The organism is Pseudomonas sp. MCal1, from assembly GCF_026341415.1.
In the GTDB taxonomy this organism is placed as follows: domain Bacteria; phylum Pseudomonadota; class Gammaproteobacteria; order Pseudomonadales; family Pseudomonadaceae; genus Aquipseudomonas.
Genome location: NZ_JAKUMP010000016.1, coordinates 78,121 through 95,236 on the forward strand (window position 1 = coordinate 78,121; position 17,116 = coordinate 95,236).

Genomic DNA, 17,116 nt, shown 5'->3' on the forward strand with positions numbered 1-17,116 from the left:
GATCCCTGTGGATCGGGTTTTTTTATACCTGCAACAAAGCCATCAGACCATTACCGTGGAGAACGCGTGCTGCTCGACCATTGTGTCAGACGCCCGCTGGCCAGCATCATCGACCACCACTCCTGCTGCGTTTTCATGTAACGGTCTGCGCTTGAACCGCCTCGTAAAGTTTCGGGCGCGTATCGAGAGGCCGTCCGTGGCATAGGTCGATCTGGCGATAAGCGGGTTGTACAGCCCGCCAATCTGACCAGAGGAATGCTTGAACACTCTCGAGACTCCATTGTTCAGATTCAGCACCACGCCATAGCTGTTGCCCAGGCACGACGAGTATGACCAGTAATCCCAGGTCGGCTGCAGGCCCTGTTCGCGCAACACGCGCCTGACCGGACCGCCGATGTCAGCGCCCGCCGACAGCCAGTCGCCCCCCACCAGCGTGGCGCGAATGTTCTGCGGTGTTCCCCCCAGACGCTCCAGCACCTGCGTGACACTTCGCTCGATCAACGGACGAATATTGTGATCAAAATGAATGACCGCCCCCGCTCTTGTCGTCGGGTTATACAGCGAGGCGATGACGTAACTCTGCGCATTCAGGGAAAACAGGTAGTTATCTTGCGATCCGGGATGGAAAGCCGCCACCACGGCCTCGCCCTGCAGCGCGCCGCGGTTCAGCACCGGCTCGACACCTCCAGGAAAAGCATCATTCAAATTGTTCACGCGCCCAAGGTCGCGCACGTTGCCACCTGCGAGTCCGACCTTGGCGCGTACCCACTTGCCGCCCGCAGCAAGACGTATCGGTTGCTGATAGATCGCGTTCGGGCGACGGGCATCGACCAGGCTCAGCCCACCGAAATGCGGATTTTCCCTGACCAGAAAATACTTGCCTTTGTTGCGAATGTAATAGGCCGGGTGCGGCTGTGCAGCGCTGGGCGGGCTGCGCCAGGTGCCGAAAAAGACGCCTTCTTCGCTCACCCTTTGCAAACCCTCGGGCTTCTTGCTGACGGCCTGCCTGGCATGGAAGCGTACTTCCCGGGTCGCCGGCAGCGCTTCCCTGCGCAGCGGAGCCACGGTATTCAGACGCTCTGACAACAACGAGACCGGCCTCATCGTGCTCTTCAGACTTCTGGCCGCGCTGCCCAGCCACTTGATCGCACTGCCAGCGCCGACCATAGCGAACAATGCTCCCCACGACGCCTCCAGCCAGTGGCCGAGAGCGCCATCGACGTCACCCTCCAGATGCGCAGCGACCGCCCGACCGGCGCTGACGGCAATGAACACTACATCAAGCAGCAAGGCAAACGGAGGGAACACCATGCAAAACGGTGCGGCTGCAAACATCAGCCCCTTGACCACTTGGCGTTCGATCATTTGCGCGCGGCTGGTGGTGATGTCCTGCACATCCGTAACCGCGCGCTCGATGTACGCATTGAACTCGCTGCGCGCGTCAATCAGGCGCTGCGCTTCGTACAGCGTATCGACCCGTTGTTTTTTTGCCGCAATCGCATACAGGGTGCGCGACACGATGCTGCGCGCGGCAACCGGCGTACGCGCCATCAAGTAGTCATGCAAAGCGCCTGCGATATCGCCGAACAGTGATTGATATGCACGCACCACAACGCCGTCGGGCGCGTCAGGCGTGTACAGCCACCAGGACGGCTCGGGGTCGAACGAGGTCAGAACATAAACCCCGAGCACGACGTGGTGGCGCACGGTGAACCTGAACACGCCGTCACTTTCGACCATGCTCGCGCCGGGAAAATGCGCACCCGGTGCTGGCACCTGGCTCAACAGAGAGACCTGACGGACCAGTGCCGAATACACCGCGTCGCTCAATCGCGCCTGACTTCTGGCCACGCGTAAATCACGGTCCATCTTTGACAGCAGTACGTTGCGATAGGCAAAGCGACGCGGTTCGTAGGCTGCATCACGCGGGTCGAGATATTTGCCACGGATCTCGCTGGCGTATTTTTCACCCAGCCCCGCCCGACGCAGAAACAGCGCCAGATCGGCGCTGCGCACCAGGCTCAGATCCTGGCCAACCGACGATCGCACGCCTTTTTTCGGATGTTCGATGCCGGAGTTGTCATCGTAGCCGTGAATGGCCAGGTCGAGCAGCGTTGACACCTGCTGCTTCCTGCGGTCGGCGACGCCAGGGTTGTAATCGATCAACACGGTGGCCGGATCGACCGGTTCCAGCACGTTCTTGCTGCGCATGTAGGGCGTGATCGCTGCGGCAACCGTGCGCTTGGCGAAATCAACAAAAACCTCGAAACCGCCGAGCAGCTCGTTGAAAACCTGCTGATGAACGATCAGTTCCTGATTCAGACTGCTGATGTGCCGGCGGGCCTCGAGCCCCAGCGTCGTGTACCAGCGCAGCGAGTTGTCCTGCTCGACCCGCTGCAGGTTGTTTGCCAGACCCATTTTTGCAGCGGCTTCGACGCATTCGGCAAACGACAGAGGCGCTCGTCGAAGGTCACTCTGCATGCCCCAGAGCGCGGGGCTGGCCGCCGCGGCCAAAAGATAATCCCGTGCAGCGTGATGTGCCGTCGGCGAAAGTTGCTGCAACAGATACTCACGACCGGATTCGCTCTGCGTCCAGCTCCACACTTCGCCGGTCAACGCCGCAATCGACGGCAACCGCACCCACTCCTGACCGTCCGGTTTGTTGGGCGCGTACAGCACCAGATGATTCACCACTTGCTCGGTTTCTGCCTGGTAGAACACCAGAAGATCGGCGCACTGCATGCCGTTGGGCAGTGTCAGTGCGGCCACTTGCAACGGTTTGTTGATAGCGTGTCCAGACCACATCTGCTCCAGACGCTCATGGTCGGAATCCGACAGATGAGCTGCGCAGCGCGCGACGAATGCGCTCTGCCGAAGCCGTGCGGCGAACCAATCGATGAGCGCCTTTAGTACTTCTGTGCGCTCATATTGCACGGCGAGAACTCGCAGGTAGTCTGCCGGGTAATCCTGCATCGCCAGCATATCGGCAACGAATGTCGGCTTCAGTGACTGATTGCGCAATGGCGCAGGACTGCTGATCTCCAGTACCGCTGCGAAGTCCTGCCCGATCGGCCCGCAGGCCAGCAGATCACTGAGGCTGCGATTGTGGGTCGGCTCACCGACCGCCGAGCGCCATTTGAGCCGCACGTCGATCCGGTCTGGTTCAACCGTCATGTCGAGCTTGAGCTGAATGTATTCGATGGCCTGCTGGCGGGCAAAGTCGCGCAACGAGCCGTAGCCCAGCAGCAGGTCATCGAGTGCTGCCTGGGCCAGTGAAGTCTGCTCCTGATAATCGCGCAACAGGGCGCGTTCCGGCTCCTTCAGCGCCTTCATCCATGACGGCAGTTGCGCGAAGGAATGCGCCTCGAGAATCTTTTTCTCTGCACCGGTTGCCAGGGCGGTCAACCGGTACCGACGCGTGCTCCGGGCCTGAACCCGGTCGATTTTGCTGCGCAATCGATCCAGTGTCAGGCCCGCCAGTCGATCACGGTGCAACAGCAACTCGATGTCCTTGATATAGCGCCGCAGCTTGCGTTTGACCAGACGATCAAACAGCGCTTCCTGCCCTTTTGTCGCCCAATGTTCTCGCAGGTATTTTTTGTACTGGTCGAGGAAATGCAGCGAAACGCTATCCACCGTCCGGATAACATGCTCATGACGGCTGGACGGCAAACCGGGGTCGGCGCCCCCCGGCCAGCGAAATGGCGCGTCCTGGAGCGCCAGGAACATGACTGGCCGGCCGTCGATAAGCTTCTGCAGAATGGCGTCAAGCAGGGCAACCACAAAACCCGGGGCGAAATGGCCGTCCGGGTAATGCCTGCGCAGTTCAGTCAATGCGAAATGCTCCAGTGCCTCGAGCAACGTCATCTGGCTGTTCAAGCGCTTGTCGATCATCACCTGCCAGCGCGTAATACGCAGCAGGATCTCCTGCACCGACCCCGCAGACGCAGCGGCTACCGGTAGTTCTTCTACAATCCCTTGTTGATCCGCCATGTCGCCCAGCCTTTTGTTGCATAGAGATGAGCCCTGACTCTATTTGCCGACAACAGTGCTCAGGCCATACATAGGTATATCGCGGCCGCGAATGTGTAACAGCCAAGCGGTGTGTCCACTTTGCCGGCGACCTGGCGTAAACTGCGCGCTTTTGCAGCTTCGGGCTGCCCCACAGATTTTCAAAGGTGCCCGCCATGCCTTGGCTGCAAGTCCGTCTCGCCATCACCCCGGAACAAGCCGAAACCTACGAGGACGCATTCCTCGAAGTCGGCGCCGTGTCGGTGACCTTCATGGACGCCGAAGATCAGCCGATCTTCGAACCGGAACTCAACACCACGCCGCTGTGGTCGCACACCCATTTGCTGGCGCTGTTCGAAGGCGGTACCGAACCGGAACCGGTGCTGGCCCATCTGGAACTGCTGACCGGCAGCCCGCTGCCCGAGCATCACAGCGAAGTGATCGAAGACCAGGACTGGGAACGCAGCTGGATGGATGGTTTTCAGCCAATGCGTTTCGGTCAGCGCCTGTGGATCGTGCCGAGCTGGCACGCCGCACCGGAGCCGGACGCGGTCAACCTGCTGCTGGATCCGGGCCTGGCGTTCGGTACCGGTACTCACCCGACCACCGCTCTGTGCCTGGAATGGCTGGACGGCCAGGACCTGAAAGACTGCAACGTGCTGGATTTCGGCTGCGGCTCGGGGATTCTGGCGATTGCCGCCCTGCTGCTCGGCGCCAAAGAAGCCGTGGGCACCGACATCGACGTGCAGGCGCTGGAAGCGTCCCGCGACAACGCCGGGCGCAACAACATCGCTGACGAACTGTTTGCGCTGTACCTGCCGGAAGACCTGCCGCAGGTCAAAGCCGACGTACTGGTGGCCAACATTCTCGCCGGTCCGCTGGTTTCCCTGGCACCGCAACTGTCCGGCCTGGTCAAATCCGGCGGGCGCCTGGCACTGTCCGGGATCCTCGCCGAACAAGGTGACGAAGTCGCCGCTGCCTACGCGCAAGACTTCGATCTCGACCCGATCGCCAATCGTGATGGCTGGGTGCGCATCACCGGCCGTCGGCGCTAGAATGACCGCCTGCTCAATCCGGACCGCCGCATGACCGACAGCTTCGTCACCCAGTGCCCGCATTGCCAAACCAGTTTCCGCGTCAGCCATGCTCAGTTGAGCGTGGCCCGCGGGGTGGTTCGCTGCGGCTCCTGCCTGCAAGTGTTCAATGCCGCCAAGCAATTGCTGGAGCAACATGCAGGCAAGGAAGCGGTCACGCCAGTGGCGCCGGTAATCAGCGAGCCGGCGCCTGTCGAGCCACCGGCCATCGTCGAAACACCCGAACCGCGCGCCATCAGCCAGAAGCAATGGAGTGCCGCCGAGCTGGATCTGGACAGCCTGGATCTGGACGAAGAACTGGCTCGCCTTGAACAGCGGGAAATCCAGCCGACCACCGAGTTCGGCCGCCCGCGTGAAGACGCCCTGAGTGCCCGCCGCGACAGCCACGAACCGGAAGATACGACATGGCCGGACAGCCTGTTCAGCGAACCGGCGGATGAGCGCGCAGCAGAAGTCGAAGAGGCACCCGAAGCCGTCGAGGCCGAGCCGGTCAGACCGGAGCGCACCGAGCCTTCGCTGTCGCTGGAGCCGGTGGATCTCGATGACGAACCGCCGATTCCGCAACTGCGCCTGCACGACCCGATCGACCCGAATGCCCGCCGCGAGCGCCTGTCGGCCAGCGACGACATCGACGACGAACTGGCACTGATCGAACCTGCGCGCAAAAAACGCGAACGCGTCGAATCCAGTGTTCGCGCCGAAGCCTTGCAGGATCTGACCGACGACCCGCTGCAACTGGACTGGCAGAAACGCCGCTCGCCCTGGGGCCGTCGCCTGCTCTGGCTGCTGCTGATCGTGCTGGCCGCCGCCGGGCTGGGCGGACAGTACATCGCCTATCACTTCGATGAACTGGCCCGCCAGGATCAGTACCGGCCTTGGTTCCAGCAAATATGCCCGCAAATTGGCTGCACGGTGCCGTCCAAGGTGGACATCGCCAAGATCAAGAGCAGCAACCTGGTGGTGCGCAGCCACCCGGAATTCAGCGGTGCGCTGGTGGTGGACGCGATCATTTACAACCGCGCCCCGTTCTCGCAGCCGTTTCCGCTGCTGGAGTTGCGCTTCGCCGACCTCAACGGGCACCTGATCGCCAGTCGTCGCTTCAAACCCGGCGAATACCTCAACGGCGACCTTGAAGGCATGGCGGAAATGCCGCCGCAGACGCCGATCCACATCGCTCTGGACATCCTCGATCCAGGCCCGAAAGCGGTGAACTACAGCCTGAGTTTCCACTCACCCGAGTGAAACGCTTCACCGTTCCCGGATTGACGGCAGTTTTCTGACTGCGCCGCGCACGACCAAACCGGCGGTAATAACAGAATAACTGTTCAGATTTTGTTCAATTCAGCCTTTATCCAGTCATCGAGAGCGGGTATCATGCCAACCCTTTTTCGAACTCTCATGATCCGGCCCCACTTCAGGGAAGTCCTATGTCGGCGGTACGCATCGGCCCATATACATTGCAGAACGGCTTGATCCTCGCCCCGATGGCGGGTGTCACCGACCAGCCCTTTCGTCAGCTGTGCAAGCGTTTGGGCGCAGGGCTTGTAGTCTCGGAAATGGTCACCAGTGACATGAGCCTGTGGAACACCCGCAAGTCGCGCATGCGCATGATCCACGAAGGTGATCCCGAGCCACGCTCGGTGCAGATCGCCGGTGGCGATGCGCAGATGCTGGCGGATGCGGCCCGGGCCAACGTCGAGCTGGGCGCACAGATTATTGATATCAACATGGGTTGCCCGGCGAAGAAGGTCTGCAACAAGGCCGCCGGCTCCGCGCTGTTGAAGGATGAGGCACTGGTTACCGAAATCCTGCATGCCGTTGTGGCAGCAGTTGATGTACCGGTGACCCTGAAGATCCGCACCGGATGGGATCGCGACAACAAGAACGGCCTGACCGTGGCGAAGATCGCCGAGCAGGCCGGGATCACGGCACTGGCGGTGCATGGCCGCACCCGCGCCGACCTGTACACCGGTGAAGCCGAGTACGACACCATTGCCGCGATCAAGCAGGCGGTGTCGATTCCGGTCTTTGCCAACGGCGACATCGTATCGCCGGAAAAGGCCCGCTACGTGCTCGACGCGACCGGTGCCGATGGCCTGTTGATCGGCCGGGCTGCCCAGGGGCGGCCATGGATTTTTCGCGAGATCGAACACTTCCTGCGTACCGGCGAAAAACTGCCGGCGCCGGAGCTGATCGAGGTGGAACGCATTCTGCTTGAGCATCTGGCCGCCCTTCACGCCTTCTATGGGGACGTGATGGGTGTGCGAATTGCCCGCAAGCATGTGGGCTGGTATCTCGCAACCTTGCCGGGCGCCAGGGAATTTCGCGCCCACTTCAATCGTTTGGATGGTACGGAAACACAATGCGCCAACGTTCGGGAGTTCTTCGCCGAACGTTACAAGAGCCTGGCAGGGGACGGAGAAGGGGTGGCCGCATGACGATGATGACCGAGACTTTAGTGAGTGGAACAACACCCGTGAGCGACAACGTGAATTTGAAACAGCACCTCAATACCCCGAGCGAAGAAGGCCAGACCCTTCGCGGGAGTGTCGAGAAGGCGCTGCACAATTATTTCGCCCACCTTGAGGGCGCGTCCGTCACGGATGTGTACAACCTGGTGCTCTCCGAAGTCGAGGCTCCCCTGCTCGAAAGCGTGATGAACTACGTCAAGGGCAACCAGACCAAGGCCAGCGAGCTGCTCGGACTGAACCGCGGCACGCTGCGCAAGAAACTCAAGCAGTACGATCTGCTGTAAGCATTCAATCAAACCTGAAAGGCGCCCGCGTAAAACCGGTCGCCTTTTTTGCTGACTTCCCTTGCTTTTGATGGAAATTGAGATGACCGACCAGACTACCCGCCTGCCGATCCGCCGCGCCTTGATCAGTGTTTCCGACAAGACCGGGATCCTCGAATTCGCCAGGGAGCTGGAAGCCCTGGGCGTGGAAATCCTTTCCACCGGCGGGACCTTCAAACTGCTGCAGGACAACGGCGTGGCCGCAGTGGAAGTCGCGGATTACACCGGTTTCGCAGAGATGATGGACGGTCGGGTGAAAACCCTGCACCCGAAAATCCACGGCGGGATCCTCGGTCGTCGCGGTATCGACGACGCGATCATGAACGAGCACGGCATCAAGCCGATCGACCTGGTAGCCGTCAACCTGTACCCGTTCGAAGCCACCATCAGCAAGCCAGGCTGCGACCTGCCGACCGCCATCGAGAACATCGACATTGGCGGCCCGACCATGGTCCGTTCGGCGGCGAAAAACCATAAAGACGTGGCCATCGTGGTGAATGCCAGCGACTACGCCAACGTTCTGGAAAACCTCAAGGCCGGTGGCCTGACCTACGCTCAGCGTTTTGACCTGATGCTCAAGGCGTTCGAACACACCGCCGCCTACGACGGCATGATCGCTAACTACATGGGCACCGTGAACCAGGCTGCCGACACCCTGAGCACCGAAGACCGCAGCGAATTCCCGCGCACCTTCAACAGCCAGTTCATCAAGGCCCAGGAAATGCGCTACGGCGAGAACCCGCACCAGAGCGCGGCGTTCTATGTTGAAGCCAAGCCTGCCGAAGTCGGCATTGCCACCGCCACCCAACTGCAAGGCAAAGAACTGTCGTACAACAACGTGGCCGACACCGATGCCGCGCTGGAATGCGTGAAGAGCTTCGTCAAACCGGCCTGCGTGATCGTCAAGCACGCCAACCCGTGCGGCGTGGCCGTGAGCCCGGACGCCGAAGGCGGTATCCGTCAGGCCTACGAACTGGCCTACGCCACTGACACCGAATCGGCGTTCGGCGGCATCATCGCCTTCAACCGCGAACTGGATGCCGAGACCGCCAAGGCAATCGTCGAGCGTCAGTTCGTTGAAGTGATCATCGCCCCGAGCGTCAGCGAAGAAGCCCGCGCCATCGTCGCCGCCAAGGCCAACGTGCGTCTGCTGGCCTGCGGCCAGTGGTCGGCCGATCGCGTTCCGGCCTGGGACTACAAGCGCGTCAACGGCGGCCTGCTGGTACAGAGCCGCGACATCGGCATGATCGGCGCCGACGACCTGAAAGTGGTGACCAAGCGCGCCCCGACCGAGCAGGAAATCAACGACCTGATCTTCGCCTGGAAAGTGGCCAAGTTCGTCAAATCCAACGCCATCGTCTACGCCAAGAACCGTCAGACCATCGGGGTCGGCGCTGGCCAGATGAGCCGCGTGAACTCGGCACGTATCGCTGCGATCAAGGCTGAGCACGCCGGTCTGCAAGTGGCCGGTTCGGTGATGGCATCCGATGCGTTCTTCCCGTTCCGCGACGGCCTGGACAATGCGGCCAAGGTCGGTATCACGGCGGTGATCCAGCCGGGTGGTTCGATGCGTGATGCTGAAGTGATTGCCGCTGCTGATGAAGCCGGCATCGCGATGGTGTTCACGGGCATGCGCCACTTCCGCCACTAAGTACACGATCCACTGTGGGAGCGAGCTTGCTCGCGAAGACGGCGGCACATTCAATTCAGATGTGACTGAAAATCCGCTTTCGCGAGCAAGCTCGCTCCCACAGAAAAGCGCCCCAGCGGCGCTCAACAGAATTAGCGTCATCCGAGGTTTTTGAAATGAATGTTTTGATCATTGGCAGCGGTGGCCGCGAACACGCACTGGCCTGGAAAGTGGCTCAGGATCCGCGAGTGCAGAAAGTTTTCGTCGCGCCGGGCAACGCCGGCACCGCGATTGAAGCCAAGTGCGAAAACGTCGCGATCGATGTGCTGGCCCTTGAGCAGCTTGCTGACTTTGCCGAGAAAAACGTTTCCCTGACCATCGTCGGTCCGGAAGTGCCGCTGGTGGCCGGCGTCGTCGACCTGTTCCGCTCTCGTGGCCTGGACTGCTTCGGTCCGACCGCCGGTGCCGCGCAGCTGGAAGGCTCCAAAGCCTTCACCAAGGACTTCCTCGCGCGCCACAAAATCCCGACCGCCGACTACCAGAACTTCACCGAGATCGAGCCGGCGCTGGCTTATCTGCGTGAAAAAGGCGCACCGATCGTGATCAAGGCCGACGGCCTGGCCGCCGGTAAAGGCGTGATCGTTGCCATGACCCTGGCCGAAGCCGAAGACGCCGTGCGTGACATGCTCGCCGGCAACTCCTTTGGCGATGCCGGCTCGCGTGTCGTCATCGAAGAATTCCTCGACGGCGAAGAAGCCAGCTTCATCGTCATGGTCGACGGCAAGAACGTCCTGCCGATGGCCACCAGCCAGGACCACAAACGCGTCGGCGACGGCGACAGCGGCCCGAACACCGGCGGCATGGGTGCCTACTCCCCTGCTCCGGTGGTTACCGCCGACGTGCATCAGCGCGTGATGGACCAGGTGATCTGGCCAACCGTGCGCGGCATGGCCGACGAAGGCAACGTCTACACCGGTTTCCTGTACGCCGGTCTGATGATCGACAAGGCCGGCAATCCGAAGGTCATCGAGTTCAACTGCCGCTTCGGCGACCCGGAAACCCAACCGGTGATGCTGCGTCTGCAATCGAGCCTGGTGCTGCTGGTCGAAGCGGCACTGGCTCAGGCGCTGGACAAGGTTGAAGCGCAGTGGGATCCACGTCCGAGCGTCGGCATCGTGCTGGCCGCCGGCGGTTACCCGGGCGACTACGCCAAGGGCGCACCGATCAACGGTCTGGACGCAGCCGCCGCACTGGAAGGCAAGGTCTTCCACGCCGGTACCGCGCTCAAGGACGGCAACGTGGTGACGGCCGGTGGGCGGGTGCTGTGCGCCACCGCCATGGGCGCCAGCGTCGGTGCCGCCCAGGAGCAGGCCTACAAACTGGCCAAGGCCATCGACTGGGAAGGCTGCTTCTACCGCACCGACATTGGCTACCGCGCCATTGCCCGTGAACGCGGCGAATCCCGGTAATAAGCTACGCTGTGTTTCCGGCAGGGGCTCAACGCCCCTGCCGGACTGTTCCGACGCTGCGCATCGTTATATTCTGGCATCAACCTACGAAGGGATTTCGCCGTGCGCTGGCTCAGGATTGCCATAGGCTTCACTGTCACGCTGTTGACCATGCTCTGCATGCTGCCGGCCCAGGCCGCGCAAGGCAGTGGCTGGTCGGTATTGCTTGACGATCAGGGCAACCTCCAACTGAGCGATATCCGCTCCGCCCGCTACACCAATCAATTCAGTCCTATCGAGCTTGACCGCCTGACCGCGGCCGAACCCGATGGAGCCTTGTGGCTGCGCTTCAGACTGGCGCCCGGCAAGCACGAACAAGTGCTGCGGATTTTCGCCCCCGACCTGTCGCACCTCAATCTGTATGTCCTCGACGGCGACCGCCTGATCGAACAGCGCGACACCGGCACCACCCAGCCCCAGGTGGAGCGACCGCTGCCGAGCAGCGACTTCATGCTGCCGTTGCCGCAGAGCGACAAACCCCTCGACGTTTACCTGCGACTGGTTTCCGATCACCAGTTGCGCCCGTACATCACCCTGCAGTCGGCGGTGATGGCCGCGGCCAATCACAATCAGACGCTGATCTACGGCCTGCTCTTCGGCTGTCTGGCGATGCTGATCCTGCACAACCTGATCCGCTACGCCTACACCCGCTCGCGCAGCAGCCTGTGGCTCGCAGTGTGTGAGGGCCTGTTGAGCCTGAGCCTGTTGCTGTTGCTCAACCTCCTCGGTCCGTGGCTGCCGAACTGGCACGCGATCCAGACTCCCGGTGCCTACCTGGCCTTGCTGCTGACCGCACCCGCGGGCCTGATGTTCGCCTACCGTTTCTTCGCTCCACTCGGCCCGCATCCGCTGAACAAGCTGCTGATCGGCGACATCCTGTTCATCGTGATCTGCAGCCTGCTGCTGTTGTTCGTCAACACCCTGCCGCTGAACATCATCACCTACGCGCTGGTGGCCCTGGCCGGGCTGAGCATGTTGCTGGTGGGTTTCTATCACTGGCAGAAAGGCTACCGCCCTGCCCGGTTGTTCGTTGCCGCGATGGTGGTGTTCAACATCGGCACGTTGATCATCCTTCCGGCCTTGCTGGGGCTGACCCTGGTGGCGCCGCAGGGCTTGATCATGGTCCTGACGGGGTTTATCTGTATCAGTGGCCTGTTGATGAGCATCGCTCTCGGCGAACGTCAGCGCAGCATCACCGAAAGCCGCTTCAGCATCAGCCGCGACCTCGCCGCGAGCAACGCCGAGATCAATGCCAAGGCCGAATTCCTGGCCAAGATCAGCCACGAAATCCGCACGCCGATGAATGGCGTACTGGGCATGACCGAGCTGCTGCTCGGCACGCCGCTGTCGGTCAAACAACGCGACTACGTGCAGACCATCCACAGCGCCGGCAACGAACTGCTGACCCTGATCAACGAGATCCTCGACATCTCGCGGCTCGAGTCCGGGCAGATCGAACTGGACGACGTGCAGTTCGACCTCAACGCGCTGATCGACGATTGCCTGAGCATCTACCGCGCCAAGGCCGAGCAACAGAACGTCGAACTCATCAGCTTCATCCAGCCGCAAGTGCCACGGGTCATCAGCGGCGATCCGACGCGTCTGCGCCAGACGTTGCTGAGCCTGCTGGAAAACGCCCTGAAGAAAACCGAAGAAGGCGAAGTGCTGGTGGTGGTCGCCCTCGACGAACGCAGCACCGGGCCACGTCTGCGCATTGCCGTTCAGGACAGCGGCCAGCCCATGGATCAGGAAGAGCGCGACGCACTGATGCATGCCGAGCTGCACAGCAAGCACTTCCTGTCGGCCAACCGCCTGGGCGGCAATCTTGGGCTGGTGATCGCCCGCCAATTGATCCGTTTGATGCAGGGCGAATTCGGCATCAAGAGCGGCGCCAACCAGGGCAGTACGCTGTGGCTGACCCTGCCGCTGGACCCTGATCGCCTGGAGCACCCGACCTCGGACCTCGACAGCCCGCTGCAAGGCGCGCGCGTGCTGGTGGTCGACGACAACGACACCTGCCGCAAGGTGCTGGTGCAGCAATGCAGCGCCTGGGGCCTGAACGTCAGCGCCGTGCCGTCGGGCAAGGAAGCATTGGCCTTGCTGCGCACCAAGGCGCACCTTCGTGATTACTTCGACGTGGTCCTGCTGGACCAGAACATGCCCGGCATGACCGGTATGCAACTGGCGGCCAAGATCAAGGAAGACCCGAGCCTGAACCACGACATCCTGCTGATCATGCTCACCGGCATCAGCAATGCGCCGAGCAAGATCATCGCACGCAACTCGGGGATCAAGCGCATCCTGGCCAAACCGGTGGCCGGCTACACCCTCAAGACCACGCTGGCCGACGAACTGAACCAGCGCAACCGTGGCCAGGTTGTGTTTCAGCCGCAGCCGGCCAGTCCCGCAGCGCCGGTCAAGGTGCCAAGCGATTTCCGCATTCTGGTGGCCGAAGACAACACGATTTCGACCAAGGTCATCCGCGGCATGCTCGGCAAACTCAACCTGCAGCCCGACACCGCCAGCAATGGCGAAGAGGCCTTGCAGGCGATGAAAGCCCAGCGCTACGACCTGGTATTGATGGACTGCGAAATGCCGATCCTCGACGGATTCTCCGCCACCCAGCAACTGCGGGCCTGGGAAGTCGGCAATCAGCGCACCCGTACGCCGATCGTCGCGCTGACCGCGCACATCCTCGCCGAACACAAGGAACGTGCGCGTCAGGCCGGGATGGACGGGCACATGGCCAAACCGGTGGAGCTGTCGCAACTGCGCGAGCTGATCGAGCACTGGGTGGCCCAGCGTGATCAACAGAACCGCGCAACAACTCAACCGTCGTAAGCCGACAGACCCGATAGCGCCTGATAGACTGCCCACGACTTTCCCGCCAGCGAGCCCGCGCCATGCTCCACGTGTTATTCAGCGTTTACCTGAAGATGCTGGTGCTCTACAGCCCGTTCTTCGTGTTGTCCTGCTTTATCAGCCTGACCCGCGGTTATTCGCGCAAGGAACAACGTCGCCTGGCGTGGAAAGTGGCGATTGCCACACTGGTATCCAGCGTCCTGCTTTATCTGTTCGGCCGAGTGATTTTCGACGTATTCGGCATTACCGTGGACGCATTCCGTATCGGTGCCGGCAGCGTGCTGTTCATCTCAGCGCTGGGGATGGCCCAGGGCAAGTCTGCGGTACAAGCCGATAACGTGCAGCAGGACGTAACCATAGTCCCGCTGACCATCCCCCTGACGGTTGGCCCCGGGACCATCGGTGCACTCCTGGTGATGGGCGTGAGCCAGCCCCATTGGGACGACAAGCTCACAGCGATCCTCAGTATCGCGCTGGCCAGCTTCACGGTGGGCGTAGTGCTGTACCTGTCGAACCGCATCGAGCGGATCCTCGGAGACCAGGGTTTGCAGATTGTCAGCCGACTGATGGGGTTGTTTGTCTGTGCCTTGGCGGCCCAGATCATATTTACCGGCATCAAGGGCTATCTGGTGCCCTGAATCTGGCGTCGTGCAAAATCCAGACAACCAGACCATTCGGATAAAACGAAAAAGTCGTGAACCTGCCGTTCACGACTACGTGTCCGCACCTGACCTGCTTTCACACTGGACCCGAAAACACTCCGATTTCGATGTACGCGGGTTGCGGCTCCTGGGCCAGCCATTCGATCGTGTCTTGCCGGAATGCTTCAAACTGATCCTGATTGAAACGCGCCGCATAAGTAAGACGAGTAGCTCGTCGACCAGAATCCGGCGACACCTTCCCTTTTCCGGATTGTTCCGAAGTGTTGAACGACACGGAAACGATGCTAAGAATCCCATCGTCTTCAACGATCCCGACCATTGCCCTGAGCCACGACGTCTGAGCGTCACTCACCAGGCAATGCTGGCTAAATCGCTCGGGCAATTCACCACTTCTGGTGACTGAAGCCAGCGCCTCCAATGCAGCCGAGATCACCGCAGCCTGGTGACCAGGCAATCGCAATTCAGCCACATGCCCGATAGCGGCCCTTGCTGAAAGAAATTGCCCTTTGATCAATGGCACCTGATCCATCTCATGAGCAAACAGACTCCAGCCACAGGAAGTCAGCATGTCTGAGTGGGTACCAAACCATTGTTCGTCGTTCAGCTCTCCCGGAAAATCCTCGTCCGCCGCCAGCGTGGCGAAAGCTACCGTATCCAGCACATCTTTTTTAATGGCGGGGGACAGCGCCTGCGATACAGCCAGAACGACACCCGCGTTTACATATAACGAGTAAGTCATCTGTTTAACTCCGCAACAAGGCTGGCGATCACATTCGCCAGCCTTCGCAACCATTGGTTATTTTTTCTTGCGTCGTTCAAAACGCTTGCTCAGTGCCGCCTTGAAGTGCTCGCCCAGGTACTCCTCCAGGTCAGCCTTCAATTCCGAATAACGCAGAGGATTGAAGGTGAGATAGGCACTGCCGCGAAAGATTCTCCGCCCAGAGGTTTTCCAGTTGAAAAACAGCGGCGAAGTTTCACTTTCACTTCCTGAGCTATCTATCGACGACAGGGAAGTCAGAATAATACCGTTCGCCAGTTGGTCGCACGGCAAGACCGCCATTCTGACGCCTTTGTCTTTGGTCACTTCGCGATTATAAAGATTGATAGCCTCGGGCTCTTTCTTCAAGGAGTCGAGTGTTGTATCAACGATTGCCGAAAGGGCTGTAGCACCTGGAATTGCAGCTTTCGCAGCCGCAATACCGGACTTAACGATATCCACTACGACGTTATCCATCGTCAGTGTCGCAGCGTTCTTTTCATAAACCGTGTAGCCGGAATCCGCAACGAAACACCCCAGGTCATCCATACACTGCAAGAATGCGTGGTACCACTGTTCCGGATTATTCCCAGGCACCTCGAAACTCGCTTCGAGTTTGGCGAACTTGATCAGATTCTCGATAATTGCCATGTTCTCAAGGGTAATATTCTCGCCATAACCCACCAGCGCGTTCGCCAGAACAGCTGCATCAAGTTCCTTGGTCGGACTGGTCGGATCAACCGTGAAAAAGGCCCTGGCACGAGCAGTGCCCATGACTTCAGCACCCAACTCCAGACGCTTGGCGATACGTGCCTTTACCAACGACACACATTGTTCGCTGTTTTTTGTATTTTCCATCACAACTCCAACTCCATAAACCAGTAGTGTTTTTTTTGCGCTCACTGTTCAAGCGCAAACAAAACTAACTGACGAACAACCAAACGAACACCCTCAACTTAATTCAACATATTAACTTTCACGCGCCACTCTAAAAAAACCAAAATACTTACAAATACTGCATTTCAAACACCGCCCGGAGCTTGCAAGATACACCGCACATTGAAAATGCCATTTGACAACCGAGAACACGATGAACAATGAGACTCCAATTGGCGCACTCACTCAACACAACATTATTTCCTGCATCGACAACTTGTCGCTTCAAGACTATAACGACCTGACTGACTGTACCCGCGTCGCCACCCGTTCAGCCGACATGGCCCACAACCGCTATTCCGATTCTGAAGTCTGGCTGGAAGAATATTTACGCACGTTAATGTATCTGGGCTGGAAGCTTCATCAGGGTACTGTCACGACCAGAACAACGACAGTGCTTGATGGAAGCATCGCCGACTTTCTGGTACTCAGCGCAGAGAAAATGAATGATGTCCGTCAGGCCAGCGCGATGATGGACACTCTGGATGCCCTGAAACCCGACAAACCCGCATTACTTTCGCTCGATAACGAGAGCCATAGAGGCCGGCGCTTTCAAGTTGCACCCACTCGGTATGACTCAAACGGCGACCTGCACCTGGCCATTTTCAATATTGAGCTGGTTGCCAGCGTCGAGCAGAACAGTTTCCTGTTTTGGTCCTGGAGCAAAAATTCTGCAAAGCTCATTCAGCGCAGTGCGTTTCTTAAACTCAATCGAAGCGAACTCAACGCACAAAGAAGGCAAATGGAAGCCGCACTTTCAAAGATTACCGCGAGCCGTTTTGCATTGAGGAAATCGCAGCAATAAACCTGCAGGCAATAACCGACAAGGCCGCGAATATTCAATTCGCGGCCTTGTCGGTTA

12 protein-coding genes are annotated in these 17,116 nt (G+C 59.9%); 9 read left to right on the top strand and 3 right to left on the bottom strand.

Features of this window, described 5'->3' with window-relative positions; all coding sequences use genetic code 11:
- Positions 1-42: 42 nt before the first annotated feature.
- Positions 43-3,993 carry a type III effector 1 gene (locus MKZ87_RS24315; protein ID WP_266202075.1) on the bottom strand — a complete coding sequence of 1,317 codons (3,951 nt, stop codon included), beginning with the start codon at positions 3,991-3,993 and terminating at the stop codon, positions 43-45.
- 194 nt (positions 3,994-4,187) lie between these two features.
- Here MKZ87_RS24315 and prmA point away from each other — a divergent pair, with 194 nt between their 5' ends.
- From prmA to MKZ87_RS24355, 8 genes are all read left to right on the top strand, one after another.
- Complete coding sequence (gene prmA, locus MKZ87_RS24320; protein WP_085700983.1) at positions 4,188-5,066, top strand: 50S ribosomal protein L11 methyltransferase; 879 nt, start codon at positions 4,188-4,190, stop codon at positions 5,064-5,066.
- A gap of 30 nt (positions 5,067-5,096) precedes the next feature.
- The gene (locus tag MKZ87_RS24325; protein WP_085703453.1) at positions 5,097-6,347 is read left to right on the top strand and encodes a DUF3426 domain-containing protein; all 1,251 of its coding nucleotides are present in this window, start codon (positions 5,097-5,099) and stop codon (positions 6,345-6,347) included.
- Positions 6,348-6,532: 185 nt separating this feature from the next.
- On the top strand, positions 6,533-7,543 hold the full coding sequence (dusB, locus tag MKZ87_RS24330; protein WP_085700985.1) for a tRNA dihydrouridine synthase DusB: 1,011 nt from the start codon (positions 6,533-6,535) through the stop codon (positions 7,541-7,543).
- Entirely contained in the window at positions 7,540-7,860 is a 321-nt protein-coding gene (gene fis, locus MKZ87_RS24335) for a DNA-binding transcriptional regulator Fis (protein ID WP_002555375.1), read from the top strand. The genes dusB and fis overlap by 4 nt, the downstream gene beginning before the upstream one ends.
- 82 nt (positions 7,861-7,942) lie before the next feature.
- Entirely contained in the window at positions 7,943-9,550 is a 1,608-nt protein-coding gene (purH, locus tag MKZ87_RS24340) for a bifunctional phosphoribosylaminoimidazolecarboxamide formyltransferase/IMP cyclohydrolase (protein WP_085703452.1), read from the top strand.
- Positions 9,551-9,705: 155 nt separating this feature from the next.
- Positions 9,706-10,998, top strand: coding sequence for a phosphoribosylamine--glycine ligase (gene purD, locus MKZ87_RS24345; RefSeq protein ID WP_085700987.1), 1,293 nt, complete (start codon positions 9,706-9,708; stop codon positions 10,996-10,998).
- A 102-nt stretch (positions 10,999-11,100) separates the two neighbouring features.
- The gene (locus MKZ87_RS24350) at positions 11,101-13,878 is read left to right on the top strand and encodes a hybrid sensor histidine kinase/response regulator (protein ID WP_266202076.1); all 2,778 of its coding nucleotides are present in this window, start codon (positions 11,101-11,103) and stop codon (positions 13,876-13,878) included.
- A gap of 62 nt (positions 13,879-13,940) precedes the next feature.
- Positions 13,941-14,537 (top strand): MarC family protein, encoded by a 597-nt coding sequence (locus MKZ87_RS24355; protein WP_085700989.1) that lies wholly within the window; start codon positions 13,941-13,943, stop codon positions 14,535-14,537.
- A gap of 100 nt (positions 14,538-14,637) precedes the next feature.
- Here MKZ87_RS24355 and MKZ87_RS24360 read toward each other — a convergent pair whose 3' ends face one another.
- Positions 14,638-15,300, bottom strand: coding sequence for a hypothetical protein (locus MKZ87_RS24360; RefSeq protein WP_085703449.1), 663 nt, complete (start codon positions 15,298-15,300; stop codon positions 14,638-14,640).
- A 57-nt stretch (positions 15,301-15,357) separates the two neighbouring features.
- A complete protein-coding gene (locus MKZ87_RS24365; protein ID WP_085703448.1) occupies positions 15,358-16,176 on the bottom strand; it encodes a hypothetical protein in 819 nt (272 codons plus the stop codon).
- A 232-nt stretch (positions 16,177-16,408) separates the two neighbouring features.
- Here MKZ87_RS24365 and MKZ87_RS24370 point away from each other — a divergent pair, with 232 nt between their 5' ends.
- Complete coding sequence (locus tag MKZ87_RS24370; protein WP_085700992.1) at positions 16,409-17,059, top strand: hypothetical protein; 651 nt, start codon at positions 16,409-16,411, stop codon at positions 17,057-17,059.
- Positions 17,060-17,116: the final 57 nt, after the last annotated feature.

What these genes read in the sequence shown, in the direction of transcription:
- purH (WP_085703452.1), top strand. Translation starts at nt 7,943, where the DNA reads ATGACCGACCAGACTACCCGCCTGCCGATCCGCCGCGCCTTGATCAGT.
- MKZ87_RS24315 (WP_266202075.1), bottom strand. Translation starts at nt 3,993, where the DNA reads ATGGCGGATCAACAAGGGATTGTAGAAGAACTACCGGTAGCCGCTGCG.
- prmA (WP_085700983.1), top strand. Translation starts at nt 4,188, where the DNA reads ATGCCTTGGCTGCAAGTCCGTCTCGCCATCACCCCGGAACAAGCCGAA.
- purD (WP_085700987.1), top strand. Translation starts at nt 9,706, where the DNA reads ATGAATGTTTTGATCATTGGCAGCGGTGGCCGCGAACACGCACTGGCC.
- MKZ87_RS24365 (WP_085703448.1), bottom strand. Translation starts at nt 16,176, where the DNA reads ATGGAAAATACAAAAAACAGCGAACAATGTGTGTCGTTGGTAAAGGCA.
- MKZ87_RS24355 (WP_085700989.1), top strand. Translation starts at nt 13,941, where the DNA reads ATGCTCCACGTGTTATTCAGCGTTTACCTGAAGATGCTGGTGCTCTAC.
- dusB (WP_085700985.1), top strand. Translation starts at nt 6,533, where the DNA reads ATGTCGGCGGTACGCATCGGCCCATATACATTGCAGAACGGCTTGATC.
- MKZ87_RS24360 (WP_085703449.1), bottom strand. Translation starts at nt 15,300, where the DNA reads ATGACTTACTCGTTATATGTAAACGCGGGTGTCGTTCTGGCTGTATCG.
- MKZ87_RS24370 (WP_085700992.1), top strand. Translation starts at nt 16,409, where the DNA reads ATGAACAATGAGACTCCAATTGGCGCACTCACTCAACACAACATTATT.
- fis (WP_002555375.1), top strand. Translation starts at nt 7,540, where the DNA reads ATGACGATGATGACCGAGACTTTAGTGAGTGGAACAACACCCGTGAGC.
- MKZ87_RS24325 (WP_085703453.1), top strand. Translation starts at nt 5,097, where the DNA reads ATGACCGACAGCTTCGTCACCCAGTGCCCGCATTGCCAAACCAGTTTC.